Below are 14,409 nucleotides of genomic sequence, written 5' to 3'. Positions count from 1 at the left end.
TTTAATAAAAAAGGACGTTTCATTTAGAAACGTCTTTTTTGTTTATATCAATTTGATGATCTTGTTTACGATTTTGGCAGCGGAGCTCCAACTGCAATATCACATCTGTGACCTGGTTGTCCGTGAGCTGGATTCATTCCTTCTGCTACTGCTTGGGTTTCTGTACTCAACAATGCCGGAACATTGGAACCTGCAGGCGGTGTAACTGTAAAATTTTGTGTCGCCGTTCCACTCTGCGGTGTTGAAGCTGCAGTAGTTTTTACTGCTGGAGAATTTAAAGGCGCTCCAACCGGAATATCACATCTGTGACCCGCTTGTCCGTGCGGCGGATTCATTCCTTTAGCTGTTTTTACAGGTTGTGCCGTTGTTGTCGTTACAACTGTTTGCTGCTGCTGATTCGGATTTACCTGAACCGTCTGCGCCGGCGCTGCAGTAGTTTGCGCAGGAGCAGAATTTAATGGTGCGCCAACAGCAATATCGCAGCGGTGTCCAGGTTGTCCGTGTGCCGGATTTAAACCTTTGGTATCGCTTAAAACGGTATTTGGGTTGGCAGGTAATGCCTGCGCAACAGGCGTTGCCGTTTTGGTCGTATCTTTTGCCAGTCCCAGTCTAATCAATTCAGAATTTGATGTGCTTTCCTGAGGTTCTAATTCTTTTTTGCACGAAACAAGAAATACAGAACTAATGGCCAAAGAATATAGTAAGATTTTAGGATTCATAGTGGTAGTATTTTAAAGCTTTCAAATATACTTGTTTTTTGAATTTAAACCATATAAGTATTATAAGATAATTTTAGCTTAAAGTTTCATTGTTTAAATCAATCTGACTGTATATTTCTTAGAATTTAAAAAATTAATACCTTTAAAGTCAAATAATACTACTCATGAAAAAAACAATTCTACTTCTTTTATTAGCCGTTTCTCTTGCAAACGCTCAGACCGACAAAGACAAAATTACTCAAACCCTGGATACGTGGCACAAAGCAGCAGCCGATGTAAAATTTGATGCTTATTTCAACACTCTTGCAGACGATGCTGTTTATATTGGAACTGATGCCACAGAAAACTGGACAAAACCTGCTTTTAAAGCTTGGGCAAAACCTTATTTTGATAAAGGTACCACTTGGAATTTTACCGCTTTAGAACGTCACATCTTTTTTGATAAATCTGGAAAAATTGCCTGGTTTGATGAATTACTCAATACACAGATGAAAATCTGCCGCGGTTCCGGCGTTTTGATTAAAGTAGGAAAAGAATGGAAAATTCAGCACTATGTTTTATCTATGACTATTCCTAATGATGAGGTTGATGCCGTAACAAAGATTAAAACACCAATCGAAGATTTTTTAATTACGAAGCTCAAACAGAAATAAAACAATTTGACACTTTCTTATTATAAACATAACTTTTATAGCAGTTTACAAAAACGACTGACAATTTAATTATAATGCAATTGACAATATTAGGCTCAAATTGGAAGTGCAAAATAAGATTGTATCAAAAAATGATGCTGAATTTTAAAAAATCAACTAAAATAAAACACACACCACTCTTTTAACAGGCTCTAAAGTCTAAATATTTTATTTTTTTTAACTTTGACCCCAAAAAAAATAGGGTTAAACAAAGTATTTTAAAATGAAAATAGAAAAACGCTGGATCATTTCCTTTATCATGATTAGTGTCGTATGCACAATTGGTGCATTCTGGCCAACTGTAACTGAGAATAATTATGTTTTAGCAGAATTTGGCACTCTCGATACTATAGTTCCTGCAGATGTTGCCTGGATGCTGACTTCGTGCTGCCTTGTTTTGATTATGACACCAGGACTCTCCTTTTTTTACGGAGGAATGGTCGGTAAGAAAAATGTAATTTCGACTATGCTTCAAAGTTTTATCTGTTTAGGCGTCGTAACACTTTTATGGGTTGTGGTTGGTTTTAGTCTTGCCTTTGGAGATCCCGTAGGTTTTGGTTCCGGAGATCATTTTTACAGCTTTTTTGGCAATCCGACTACTTTTGCTTTTATGGATTATGTCAATATACTGCCTCATAAAAAATTAGCCAGCACGATTCCGTTTATGCTTTTTGCTTTGTTTCAGATGAAATTTGCTATTATCTGTCCGGCAATTATCACGGGATCGTTTGCAGAACGTGTTCGTTTTATCTCTTATTTGGTTTTCATCAGCTTATTCACCATTTTTATATATGCTCCATTATGCCACGCCGTTTGGTATCCTACGGGAGTTTTAGGAAGTTATTTTGGAGTAAAAGATTTTGCCGGAGGAACTGTCGTGCATATGAGTTCTGGTTTTGCAGCTTTGGCCGGAGTTATTGTTTTAGGTAAAAGAAAAAATAGTCTTCATATTCCAACCAATATTCCGTTTGTATTATTAGGAACAGGAATGTTATGGTTTGGCTGGTTTGGATTTAATGCTGGATCTGCTCTTGCCGCCAACGGAACTGCCGCTATGGCTTTTGCAACCACTACAACTTCATCGGCAGCGGCGATGTTGACCTGGATTTTCTTCGATCGCATGAACGGAAGAAAAGTTTCGGCTCTTGGTGCTTGTATCGGTGCCGTTGTGGGCTTGGTTGCCATTACGCCTGCTGCAGGATATGTTTCTGTGCCAGAAAGTATGTTCTTCGGATTTGTTACGGCATTGGTTTCAAATTCTGCTGTAAACTGTCGTTTCTCAAAAAGATTTGATGATACTTTAGACGTTTTTGCCTGCCACGGTGTCGGCGGTATTATGGGAATGATCCTAACGGCTGTGTTTGCTCATGGAGAAAATGCAAGTTTACTGCACGGAGGATGGAGCGTATTCGGACACCATATGATGGCATTGGTTTTGGTTTCGATTTTTACTTTCTTCGGAGCTTATTTCTTATTCAAAGTAACCAATTTTATTATTCCGCTAAGAGTTTCTGAGGAATCAGAACATATCGGACTGGATTTATCGCAGCACGATGAATCACTTGACCCAAAAGCTCAGCCGATTACTGAACCACATTACGGTTAAAAATATTTTATTGCCACGAATTACACTAATTCTTATTGTGTCCATTTTACAGAATACCACTAAAACATTCGTGAAAATTCGTGTAATTCGTGGCAAATAAATTTAAACTTTAATTACTTCGTTTATATTCCTTAATTTTGCTGAAAATTTTTGTAAAAGTGGGAAGTAAAAATAAACTAAAAAGATTCAGAGAAAACGAAACATTTCAAAACGTTTTTCAACCAACAAGAGAAGAAGTTGTAGGCAATCTAATGCCTTTAAGAGGAAAATGGAATTCTGATTTCTTTAAAAATGATAATCCTTTAGTTTTAGAATTAGGATGCGGAAAAGGAGAATATTCTGTTGGACTGGCAGAAAGATATCCAAACAAAAATTTTATCGGAATTGATATTAAAGGGGCGCGTTTCTGGCGCGGTGCCAAAACGGCTGTAGAAACCGGATTGCATAATGTTGCTTTTATCCGAACTCAAATCGAGTTGATTAATCATATTTTTACTGAAGGTGAAGTAGACGAAATCTGGATTACTTTTCCAGATCCGCAGATTAAATACAAAAGAACAAAACACAGAATGACCAATTCTGAATTTTTGAAATTGTACAAAAAAATCCTTAAAAAAGACGGTGTCGTAAACCTTAAAACCGACAGCGAATTTATGCATGGCTACACACTTGGACTTCTTCATGGTGAAGGACACGAAGTATTGTATGCGAACCATAATGTTTATAAAAACGAAGGAAGCCCGGAAGAAGTAACTGCTTTTCAGACTTTTTATGAAAAACAATATTTAGAAATTAACAAGGCAATTACGTATATTCGTTTTAAAATTAAGGATTAATTAATTTTAAAAACAAATATTTAACGCCCCAAAACAACTAAATGGTTTTACTTACTCCTTTTATTTCAGGTTTTATTGCCGCTTTCATTGGGATTATTCCACCAGGATTAATCAACATGACTGCAGCCAAAATAAATTTGAAAGAAGGAAAAAAGAATGCCTTATGGTTTGTAATTGGTGCCGTTCTGGTAATTTTTCTTCAGGTATATCTTGCTGTTTTATTTGCACAGGTAATTGACAATCGGCCAGATGTGGTGACTTTACTGCGTGAAGTGGGTTTTGTGATTTTCTCTATCTTAACCATCTACTTTTTGTTTATTGCCAAAGATCCTTCAACCAAGAAAAAATCAAAGATTAAAAAAAGCAGTAAAAAGAGTCGTTTTTTTCTGGGAATGCTTCTTTCCGGATTAAACTTCTTCCCTATTCCATATTATGTTGTGGTAAGTGTTACTTTGGCTTCGTACCATCTTTTTGTATTTGAAAACAGCATTATTTTTACCTTTGTATTGGGTTCTGTTCTAGGATCATTTGCAGTTTTGTACAGCTATATTGCTTTCTTTGGAAGAATAGAAAAGAAAACCGATTATATCATGCGAAATATGAATACCATTATTGGCAGTATTACAGGTATAATTGCTGTGGTAACACTTTTTAATATTTTGAATTACTATTTTGGATAATAATTAGAGCCGCAGATTTTAAAAGATCTAAGCAGGCAGTTATTTAATTGTATTCTTAATGCTTTATCCTGACAACTATTAGGAATGACAGAAGATTTAAATAGATTGTAAATTTAAAATTCGTGTTCATTCGTATAATTCGGCAAAAAAACTATGGCTGACGAAAATTTTTTCGAAAGAGTTTATGCAGTTGCAAGACAGATTCCATACGGAAAAGTAACTTCTTACGGTGCTATTGCAAAAGCTCTGGGAGCAGCGCGATCTGCCAGAATGGTAGGCTGGGCGATGAATGCCTGTCATAACATGGAAGATATTCCTGCGCATCGGGTTGTAAACCAAAAAGGACTTTTGACCGGAAAACACCATTTTGACGGAACAAATTTAATGCAGCAATTACTGGAAAGCGAAGGCATTGAAATAATCGATAATCAAATCGTAGATCTTGAAAAACACTTTTGGAAACCAGAAGTTGAACTTTAAAAGTTTTCACCATATAAGTGATATAAGTTCATTTAAAATATTGTCTTGATTTACTTTGTCATTTAATCTCGCAAAAACGAAAAGTCGCAAAGTTTTTAATTTTCTTTGCGAGAGATTTATACACAATACTTAATATGAACTTATATCACTTATATGGTTCAAATAATCAAATCAGACAAATTACAAAGCTTGTGTTATCTTCATCGGTTTGAAAACTTAAGTAACCGCCGTGCGCTTCTATAATATTTTTAGAAAGCGTAAGACCAATTCCCGCTCCGTCTTTGCGAGTGGTAAAAAACGGAAGAAATACTTTATCTCTAATCTCATTATCAACACCTTTTCCGTTATCAGAAATCACAATAAAAAAGCGGTTGTTTTCTGTATAACTAGACAAAACTAGTTTTTTTTCTGTTTTTTCTTTAAGAGCAAATATGCTATTGGTAATTAAATTAATAATAACCTGTTCCATTTGGTTTTTGTCAATCAAAATCGAACGAGAGCTGTTGATTTCGTTTTCCAATACAATATTTTCTGATCTCAAAATCGGATTCATAATACGCAGACAATCTTCAAAAAGAGCATTTATAGGCGTCATTTGTTTGCTCGGAGTCGGAAGCATTGCTAGTTTTCTGTAATTTTCGACAAAAACCTGCAGATGATCACTTCTGTTTATTATCGTAGAAATACTGCTTTTAATGTCTTCAAAATCTTCTTCTTCGAGTTTTTCCTGATCGACAATATGAAGTAAATTCTGCGAAAGTGCCCGAATCGGCGTTAAGGAATTCATTAATTCGTGCGAGATAATCTTCATTAAATTAACCCACGCTTCTTTTTCTTTTTTCTCAATTACACGCTGAATACTATCCAATAAAATGATAAAATATTCTTTATCATACGTTTGTGTTTTTGAAGTCTGCAATACAAAAGTCTGTAAGTCCCGATCTTCGATTTTAATGTTAACTGCAGATTTTAGGTCGGTAAAACCCGTTTTTTCAATTTCATCACAAAGCGACGGAAGGTAATTTTTAAGATATTTCCAGTGACTTACTTTCGGTACTTTGAATAAATCCGAGAAACAGTCATTCATTAAAAAAACATTCCAGGAATCCTTTTCTTTTTCTAAAATCAGAGACGCTGTATCAATATTGTTTAAAATAGACTTATAGATCAGTTCCTTAGAAGTTTGTTCTTTTTCGCGAACTTTTAAAGCGTCATAAACAAGATATAAATTCTTAAAATTGCCATTTCTGTTATCTTCCGGAAAATTGGCCGAGAAATCTTTTTTTAAAATCGAAAGCAGTATTTTATCATGAAATGAAAATTGATTTTTGACATAAAAATACATTTCAAACAACAATATAATTCCAAAAAGACCCACTAAAACGGCGTTGTAATAAAACGTTCTGCCAATCAGAAAAGCACACAAGAAAAACAATATCATTGTCAGCAAAATTCTTGCAAACAAACCGTTATAAAGTTTTTGGTTTTTCATGATTAACTTTTTAAATCGTATTTTTCAATCCTGCGGTACAAAGCGGCGCGTGACAAACCCAGTTCTTCAGCTGTTTTGCTAATATTGCCACTGTGCTTAAACAAAGCTTTTTCGATTGCCATTTTTTCCATTTCAGATAATGGATTATCATCTTTATCCTGAAAATCTTCAAAGTCAAGAATATCCAGATCGGTTACAGAAATTGTATTATTATCGGCCAAAATCAAAGCGCGTTCTATTTTATTTTCCATTTCACGCACATTTCCTTTCCACGGATATTTTTCTAAATACGAAGCCGTATTATCATCAAAACGCCAGCCAGTCTGATTGTACTTTTCGGCAAGCTGTTCTAATATAAAATTGGCCATCGGCACAATATCTTCTTTTCTTTCGCGCAAAGCAGGAATATTGATTTCCATTGTATTGATTCTGTACAATAAATCTTCGCGGAATGTCTTGTTTCTTACTTCGGCTTTTATATCATTATTGGTTGCTGCAATTATTCTGACGTTTAAAGGTCTTGGTTTGCTTTCTCCCAAGCGCGTAACGGTTTTGGTCTGCAGAACATGTAACAATTTAGATTGCAGATGAAGCGGAATATTTCCAATTTCATCCAAAAAAATCGTTCCGTTTAAGGCTGTTTCAAATCTTCCGGCCGTATCTGATTTTGCGTCTGTAAAAGCGCCTTTGGCATATCCAAAAAGTTCACTTTCGAACAAATTATCGCTCAAAGAACCCAAATCTACATGCACAAAAGGTTCTGTGTTTCTTTCTGAATTTTGGTGAATAAACTCTGCGAAGACATATTTTCCTGTTCCGTTTTCGCCCAAAATCAAAACATTTGCATCGGTTTTGGCTACTTTTTCGGCTATTGTATAGGCGTGTTTTATTTTAGGAGAGGAACCGTTAAAATATCGTTTGCCTGAGTTTTCGACTAAAACTTTTTTAGTGTTTTTTCGGCTTTCAAGAACTGCTTTATCAATTATATCAAGCAATTTTTCGTTATGCCACGGTTTTAAAACATAATCAAAAGCGCCAATTTTTATCCCTTCGACAGCGGTTTCGATTTTACCAAAAGCCGTCATCAAAATCACAATTGTTTTAGGCGAAAGTGTTTTAATTTCTTTAAGCCAGTGAATTCCTTCGCGTCCATCCTCAAAACCTATACGGTAATTCATATCCAGCAAGACGACATTTATTTCATTTTCGTTTAGAATTGAGATGATTTTTTTGGGACTGCTGGTTGTAAAAATGGATTCAAAATGCTTTTTGAGAATCATTTTTGCCGAAAAAAGAATTTCTTCCTGATCGTCTACAACTAATATTTGAGCTTGTTTTTTTCGCATGCTGTCTTTTTTTGTCCGATTCTGAACGGTCAACTGTTCATTATCGAACACTCCTTTTTTAGAATGTTTTTAAAGCTTCTTTAAAATCAACACTTTACAAATAATAAATTTACTGGCACAGTATTTACCTATTGATTATCAGTAAATTATTAAAAAAATGGACACGATAATTCCTCGTAAAAATAGAAAATTTAGATCTTTAACAATAGTAATAGGCGTTTTTTTAGCTTTGGCTGTAATTGTATTTTTTTCTTTTAACAGTAAAAGAAGTTTAAATGTAAAAGCAGATGAATTGACTGTTCAGAAAGTAGAAAAAGCGTTTTTTGAAGATTTTGTTGTTTTTCAGGCAAAAGTTGAGCCTTTAAATGTAATGCTGGTAAACGTAACCGAAGGAGGATCTGTAAAAGAGATTTTTGTAGAAAATGGGGCAATGGTCAGCAAAGGCCAGTCACTGGCACGTTTGTACAACCCAAATACAGAACTTAATTACCTAACGCAGGAAACTGCTATTATAGAACAAATTAATAATTTGAATAACGGAAAATTAAACATTAGAAATCAGGAATTGAACCTTACAAAAGATTTCGTTTTGATTGAACATGATTATAATGATGCTAAAAGATTGTACGATATGAATTCGAAATTGTTTGCCAAAGAGGTGATTTCAAAAAATGACTGGAATACTTTTAAAGAAAGTCTACGTTTTCAGGAAGAACGAAAAAGAACGATTCAGCAGAGCATTCAAAAAGAAAAACAAAGCAATCAGGTTCAGATTTCTCAAATTAACCGTTCGATACAAACAATGGAAAAAAGTCTGGATATTTTAAGAAACAATAAAAAGAATTTTTTGATTACGGCACCAGAATCTGGAAGACTGACTTCTTTTGAACCTGTTTTAGGAAAAACATTTCAAGCTGGAGAAAGCATCGGCAGAATCGATTCTAATAAAGGATATAAACTTGTCGCAGCGGTAGATGAATTTTATCTGGAGAAAATTAGAGAAGGTTTAAAAGGTCAGGTAGAATATAAAGGCACAACGCTAGAAGTTCTGGTAACCAAAGTAATTCCCGAAGTAAAAGGAGGCCGTTTTACAGTAGAACTGGCTTTTGCATCAAAAGAAAATATCACTTTGCAGGACGGACTTAGCTTTGGGGTAAAACTAATTTTATCGGAGAAAAATAAAACCTTGGTGGTGCCAAAAGGAAGCTTTAATCAGGAAACAGCAGGGAAATGGATTTTTGTAGTAAAAGGAAACAAAGCAGAACGAAGAAATATAAAATTAGGAAGAGAAAATCCTTCTTATTTTGAAGTTTTGGAAGGCCTAAAAGAAGGCGAATCTGTAATTACCTCAACTTATGCAGATTATAAAGACATTGAAGAATTATCAATTAATAGAGAGTAAAATGGTTTCAGGTTTCAGGTTTCAGGTTTCAAGTTACGTTGCGGAAAACCTGAAACTTGAAACAAAAAAAACTCAATCATCAATCAAAAAACATTTTAACAACATTAAAACCTAAAAAATTATGATCACAATTCAGAATTTAACCAAAGTTTTTAAAACAGAAGAGATCGAAACTGCAGCTTTGAGCGGCATTAATTTACAGATTCAAAAAGGAGATTTCTTAACAATTATGGGACCTTCGGGCTGTGGAAAATCGACTTTATTAAATATTATCGGACTGCTTGACAGCGCTTCAGACGGAAGCTATAAATTATTAGATCAGGAAATGATCGGCTTAAAAGAAAAAGGAAGAGCCAAAGTAAGAAAAGAAAATATCGGATTTATTTTCCAGAATTTCAATTTGATCGACGAGCTTTCGGTTTATGATAATATCGAACTGCCTTTGCTTTACAACAATGTTAAAGCATCTGATAGAAAGCAAAAAATTGAAGCGATTGCTGAAAAATTAAACATTTCTCACCGTTTAAAACATTTTCCGCAGCAGCTTTCGGGAGGACAGCAGCAAAGAGTTGCTGTTGCAAGAGCATTGGTAAATGATCCTAAAATCATTCTTGCCGATGAGCCAACCGGAAACTTAGACAGTAAAAATGGTAATGAAGTAATGGAACTCTTAACCGATCTGCATGCTAAAGGTGCTACAATCCTGATGGTGACCCACTCTGATTATGATGCTTCTTTTTCTCAAAGAACTATCCATATGAAAGATGGCGTTATTTTCTCTGAAAGATTAAACCAGAGAAATGTGGATGTTTTTATGGATGCTAAATAAAATCAAAATGATCAAATTTATTGTAACTGCAATTTTAATCCTGGCAGGATTTCTTTGCAAAATAACGACATTAGAAAACAGAAATACTGTTTCTGTTCGTACCGTAACCGAAATAATTCTAAAACAATAACGCGATGATTTACAATTGGTTTAAAATTTTTATTTATCATTTAAAGCAAAACAAACTGTTTTCATTTTTAAATGTTTTAGGACTTAGTATTGGGATTGCAGGTGTCATCTTTGCGATTTTATATTGGAACAACGAAAATGCATACAATCGATGGAATTCTGAAAAAGAAAATTCTTATATGGTTCTGAATAAAATTGGTATTACCGGAGATATTTGGGCTTCTTGTTCAATTCCGTTTGGAAATACCTGCAAAGCGACTATTCCTGAAATTGAGCAGATTTCGTTTATGAATACCTGGTATAATGATGGTGTAATTAAATTTGGAAGTAAAAAAATTATAGCTAAAAAAATTACCGTTTCAGACAATGGTTTTTTTGATATGTTCCCTTTCCCAATTATAAAAGGTGCCAAAAAAAATATTTTAAAAGAAAAAAACAGCGCCGCCATTTCTGAGGAACAGGCAAAACTGCTTTTTGCAGATGAAGATCCGATAGGCAAAATAATTACTTATGACAATAAATCTTATGTAATAAAATCTGTTTATCAAATTATATCGCCTTCTTCTATCGAACCAGAATATGTTTTTGGTGATATTGTCCGCGAAAATGATCTCAACAGCTGGGGAAATTTCAGCTACGGCTTGATGATTAAAATCAAGAAAAACGCTGATCCTGAAGCTGTTTTAAAGAAAATGCAAAATGTAAATTTTGTTAACCGAACTTTAAAAGATGCCAAAGAAAGCGGGCAGACGGTTGAGCAGTATGTAAAGGAAAACGGTGAGATTACGGTTATTATAGATCAACTGGAAAAATCACGCCTGCACGGAACTAAGTCTTCTGGAGGAAGAAATTTTCCTGAAGGAGACGGTAATCTTCAATTGCTTTATATCATGGTTGGTCTCTCTATTTTGATTTTAGTTTTATCACTGGTAAACTACATTAATCTGGCGACAGCGTCTGCTATTAAGCGTGCAAAAGAAGTAGGCGTTCGTAAGATTGTTGGTGCAAGTAAATCTCAAATCATATCACAGTTTATTTTTGAAACTGCCATAGTTGTTGTTTTATCTATTCTTTTTGCTTTGGCAATTGTAGAAATATCATTACCGTATTATAACACTTTCCTGAAAAAGACTTTGATTTTGAATGGCAGTGAATTTTACCTGCAGCTCATTTTTATATTTGTATTAGTCATTGGACTTGCTGGTATTTTTCCTGCCATTTATATTTCAAATTTCGAAACTTTGAAGGTTTTAAAAGGCAATTTCTCCCGAAGTAAAAGCGGTATCTGGATTAGAAATTCGATGCTTATTTTTCAATTTGGCATCGCGGCATTTTTTATCATTGGTGCCTTAATTGTAAACTCGCAGGTTAATTACATGATGAATAAAGACTTGGGCTTTAGCGGCAGTCAGGTCATTAGAGTTGCATTCAATTATGATGATTACAAAACTAAAGGAGGAAAATATTACACCACTAAACAGGAGATTCTAAAAATACCGGGAGTCGAAAATGTATCTACTTTTGCCGGAACATTAGGTTATAGTACAAACTCCAGTTCTGGTTTTACCCATAATGGTATGTTTGTACAGCCCCGAAATGTAGAAATGGATTTTGATTTTCTTGAAATGATGAAAATTAAAGTTGTAAAAGGCCGTAATCTGTCTCCAAAATATGCTTCGGATACGATAAACAACTGGCTGATCAACGAAGCTTGTGTAAAAGCGCTGGGTCTAAAAAATCCTATAAATACGGTGATAACATCCGGGTTTAGCGATGGTGGTTCTGACGGCTTAAAATTTAAGGTAGTTGGAGTGGTGAAAGACTTTCATATTACAGGATTACAAAACAAAGTGCCGCCAATGGTATTTGTGAATATGAAAACTTTAAAAACGTACAATTTTCAAAATATCCTTGTCAAAGTTTCTCCAAATAATTTAACGGAAACCTTAGCTAAACTCAAGACTTATTTTGAGAAAAATGTTAATCAGGATTATCCTTTTTTCTACGAATTTGTAAATAAAGGATTTGCCAAAACATACGAGGAACAAGTAAAACAAAAAGACCTGTTTTTTATTTTAAATCTTGTTGTAATTGTAATTGCCATCTTCGGATTGTTTGCTTTGGCATCATTTTCGATGGAGAGAAGACTGAAAGAAATTGCAATTAGAAAAACGCTGGGTGCAGAAACAGATGTTTTATTGAAAGAATTATCAAAACAATATATCGTTTTCTGCTTATTGGGATTTGCAATCGGGATTGTGCCAGCTTATATTTTATTGCAAAAATGGCTGGAGAATTTTGCTTTCAGAATTAATATTTCTGTAATTCCATTTAGCATTGCATTGGTTTCACTATTAATTCTAACATTGCTAATTGTTTTAGCAAAAGCATATCAGGTTACGAAAATAGATGTTTTAAAATATTTAAAATACGAATAAGCTTGTAGACCATTTTTTTTACTTAAACCCGGCAATTTTCTAAATCTGCCGGGTTTAATATTTTTATTTCATGCTCACAGAATCAGAATAAAGCAATTTATCTAAACTCTCATCACGGCTGTAAACATCTGGAAAAAAGTTTATTTCGCCATTGTCCTGAACCCAAGCTGTAAAATATCCAATATACACCGGAATCTTATTTTTAAGCATACAAGTCGTTTCTTTTTCACCGCTCATAGCTTTATCAATTTTATCTGCCGGCCAGTCTGGATCATCTTTTAAAATAGCCAAAGCCAAATTTTTTGCCTCTTTCACATTAATGCAGCCATGACTAAAAGTACGGTTTTCAAATTCGAACAAACTTTTTGCAGGCGTATCGTGCATATAAATATCATTCGGATTTGGGAACATAAATTTTACCAATCCTAAAGAGTTTTTAGGCCCTGGCTTTTGTCTCACTTTCCCTCCATTCCATTCCATATTATGTTCGGCCAGATAGTTTTTATTGCTTGCAATCTGGAGTTTTAATTCGTTTTGAATAATGCTGTTCGGAACATACCAATACGGACTGAAAACGATACGGTCCATAGTACCGCTGAATATCACCGTTTCACTCAGCCTATTACCAACGAAAATATCCGAAACCAGTGCATATTGTCCGTCTTTCACATAAAACATTCTAAAGGACGGAATATTAACCATTACATATTCACTTGCTTTAGACAAATTGGTCGGAATCCACCTGCATCTTTCCATATTCAGCATAATCGTTTTAATTCTTTTGCTGATGGGTTCATTCAATTGATTGATATGATCTCTCGTTATGGCATAATTTAATTTGAGATTGTATCTTTTTTTATAATTCAAAACGCCCGCCATTAATTCTTCGTCATAAACATCACTTTGAGAATCGCGTTTCAGATCTCCCACAACAAACAAACGCTGTCTAATTTGTTTAATGGCAACGCTGGTATCATCGGGTCTCAAATCTTTATAATTAGCACTGTCAATTGTAATTTTCTGCCAAAGATTATCGGTTTCGATTTTACGATATTTTTTTAAGGCATCTTTCAGCTTGTAATATTGACTGAATAAAAGATTATCGTCTTCATTCAATCGATTTGTATCGACAATTAGAGAATCTAAAATTTTGGAATACGAAATACTTTTGGCCGGTAAATACCATCCAATTTTCTTTAACGTTGCCGGATCTACGCCAGAATAAACATTACTGGCATAAAAAATATACATGCTGGTTAGGAGTAATTCTGTGTCTATTTTTGGCGGATCAATATTATCACTTTCGTTAAATGCCTGATCAATTATTTCTTTATAAGGCATTTTGCTGTCTATTCCCTGATCTTTCAGCACGTTTACTTTTTGATATAATAATGCCCCAAATTCACTAATGTTTTTTTCATCGTACCAAATAGATTTATACGATTTGGTTTTATAAATTTCCTGAACGTCTTTTTGATATTTTTTTAATTTGGGATACCGCTTAAAGAAATCATTAATCACTGCTGCATCAATAGAAATGATAGAAATATAAGTGGCAGCGACAGAATGTTTTTCTGAAGAATGATACGTCTTTTTATAATTTGAATCTTCAGGTACAGATTTAAAAGAAAATATAAAAAAACTCAAAGCAACAACAGGAAGAAAAGTAAAATTTCGCATATTTTTTATATTTAAATTTTAAAAAAAATTTATTAAAAAATACGGAAAGACCAATAGAGCACTCTAAAAACAAGCTTTCA

At 34.2% G+C, this 14,409-nt stretch carries 13 protein-coding genes; 9 read left to right on the top strand and 4 right to left on the bottom strand.

The features are described from left to right. Positions 1-65: 65 nt before the first annotated feature. A complete protein-coding gene (locus tag B0A68_RS16580; RefSeq protein ID WP_035686438.1) occupies positions 66-719 on the bottom strand; it encodes a hypothetical protein in 654 nt (217 codons plus the stop codon). A 164-nt stretch (positions 720-883) separates the two neighbouring features. On the opposite strand from B0A68_RS16580, the gene B0A68_RS16575 reads away from it, so the two are divergent. From B0A68_RS16575 to B0A68_RS16555, 5 genes are all read left to right on the top strand, one after another. Next, complete coding sequence (locus tag B0A68_RS16575) at positions 884-1,372, top strand: nuclear transport factor 2 family protein (protein WP_035686440.1); 489 nt, start codon at positions 884-886, stop codon at positions 1,370-1,372. Between the two features lie 262 nt (positions 1,373-1,634). Then, positions 1,635-3,017: an ammonium transporter gene (locus tag B0A68_RS16570; protein WP_035686442.1), complete on the top strand. Its 1,383-nt coding sequence runs from the start codon at positions 1,635-1,637 to the stop codon at positions 3,015-3,017. A 158-nt stretch (positions 3,018-3,175) separates the two neighbouring features. Continuing rightward, positions 3,176-3,853 carry a tRNA (guanosine(46)-N7)-methyltransferase TrmB gene (trmB, locus tag B0A68_RS16565; RefSeq protein WP_035688325.1) on the top strand — a complete coding sequence of 226 codons (678 nt, stop codon included), beginning with the start codon at positions 3,176-3,178 and terminating at the stop codon, positions 3,851-3,853. 41 nt (positions 3,854-3,894) lie between these two features. Then, positions 3,895-4,533, top strand: coding sequence for a LysE family transporter (locus B0A68_RS16560; protein ID WP_035686444.1), 639 nt, complete (start codon positions 3,895-3,897; stop codon positions 4,531-4,533). Between the two features lie 153 nt (positions 4,534-4,686). Beyond that, positions 4,687-5,013, top strand: a complete 327-nt coding sequence (locus B0A68_RS16555; RefSeq protein ID WP_035686448.1) for an MGMT family protein — start codon at positions 4,687-4,689, stop codon at positions 5,011-5,013. A 166-nt stretch (positions 5,014-5,179) separates the two neighbouring features. Here the strand turns inward: B0A68_RS16555 and B0A68_RS16550 are convergent, their stop codons facing one another. Both B0A68_RS16550 and B0A68_RS16545 read right to left on the bottom strand, forming a co-directional pair. Further along, complete coding sequence (locus B0A68_RS16550; RefSeq protein ID WP_035686451.1) at positions 5,180-6,505, bottom strand: sensor histidine kinase; 1,326 nt, start codon at positions 6,503-6,505, stop codon at positions 5,180-5,182. A 2-nt stretch (positions 6,506-6,507) separates the two neighbouring features. After that, positions 6,508-7,851 carry a sigma-54-dependent transcriptional regulator gene (locus tag B0A68_RS16545; protein ID WP_035688326.1) on the bottom strand — a complete coding sequence of 448 codons (1,344 nt, stop codon included), beginning with the start codon at positions 7,849-7,851 and terminating at the stop codon, positions 6,508-6,510. Between the two features lie 157 nt (positions 7,852-8,008). Between B0A68_RS16545 and B0A68_RS16540 the strand changes: the two genes are divergently transcribed. The 4 genes from B0A68_RS16540 to B0A68_RS16530 all read left to right on the top strand — a co-directional run bounded on the left by B0A68_RS16540 (position 8,009) and on the right by B0A68_RS16530 (position 12,649). Next, the gene (locus tag B0A68_RS16540; protein ID WP_035686454.1) at positions 8,009-9,253 is read left to right on the top strand and encodes an efflux RND transporter periplasmic adaptor subunit; all 1,245 of its coding nucleotides are present in this window, start codon (positions 8,009-8,011) and stop codon (positions 9,251-9,253) included. Positions 9,254-9,374: 121 nt separating this feature from the next. Next, positions 9,375-10,082 (top strand): ABC transporter ATP-binding protein, encoded by a 708-nt coding sequence (locus B0A68_RS16535; RefSeq protein WP_035686456.1) that lies wholly within the window; start codon positions 9,375-9,377, stop codon positions 10,080-10,082. A 7-nt stretch (positions 10,083-10,089) separates the two neighbouring features. Further along, a complete protein-coding gene (locus B0A68_RS24780) occupies positions 10,090-10,212 on the top strand; it encodes a hypothetical protein (protein ID WP_262486754.1) in 123 nt (40 codons plus the stop codon). Positions 10,213-10,216: 4 nt separating this feature from the next. Further along, on the top strand, positions 10,217-12,649 hold the full coding sequence (locus B0A68_RS16530) for an ABC transporter permease (RefSeq protein WP_035686458.1): 2,433 nt from the start codon (positions 10,217-10,219) through the stop codon (positions 12,647-12,649). Between the two features lie 63 nt (positions 12,650-12,712). Here the strand turns inward: B0A68_RS16530 and B0A68_RS16525 are convergent, their stop codons facing one another. Then, a complete protein-coding gene (locus B0A68_RS16525; RefSeq protein ID WP_035686461.1) occupies positions 12,713-14,329 on the bottom strand; it encodes a L,D-transpeptidase family protein in 1,617 nt (538 codons plus the stop codon). Between the last annotated feature and the right edge of the window lie 80 nt (positions 14,330-14,409).

Source organism: Flavobacterium reichenbachii (genome assembly GCF_002217435.1).
Classification (GTDB): Bacteria; Bacteroidota; Bacteroidia; order Flavobacteriales; family Flavobacteriaceae; genus Flavobacterium; species Flavobacterium reichenbachii.
This window is presented reverse-complemented; position numbering and strand designations above follow the sequence as displayed.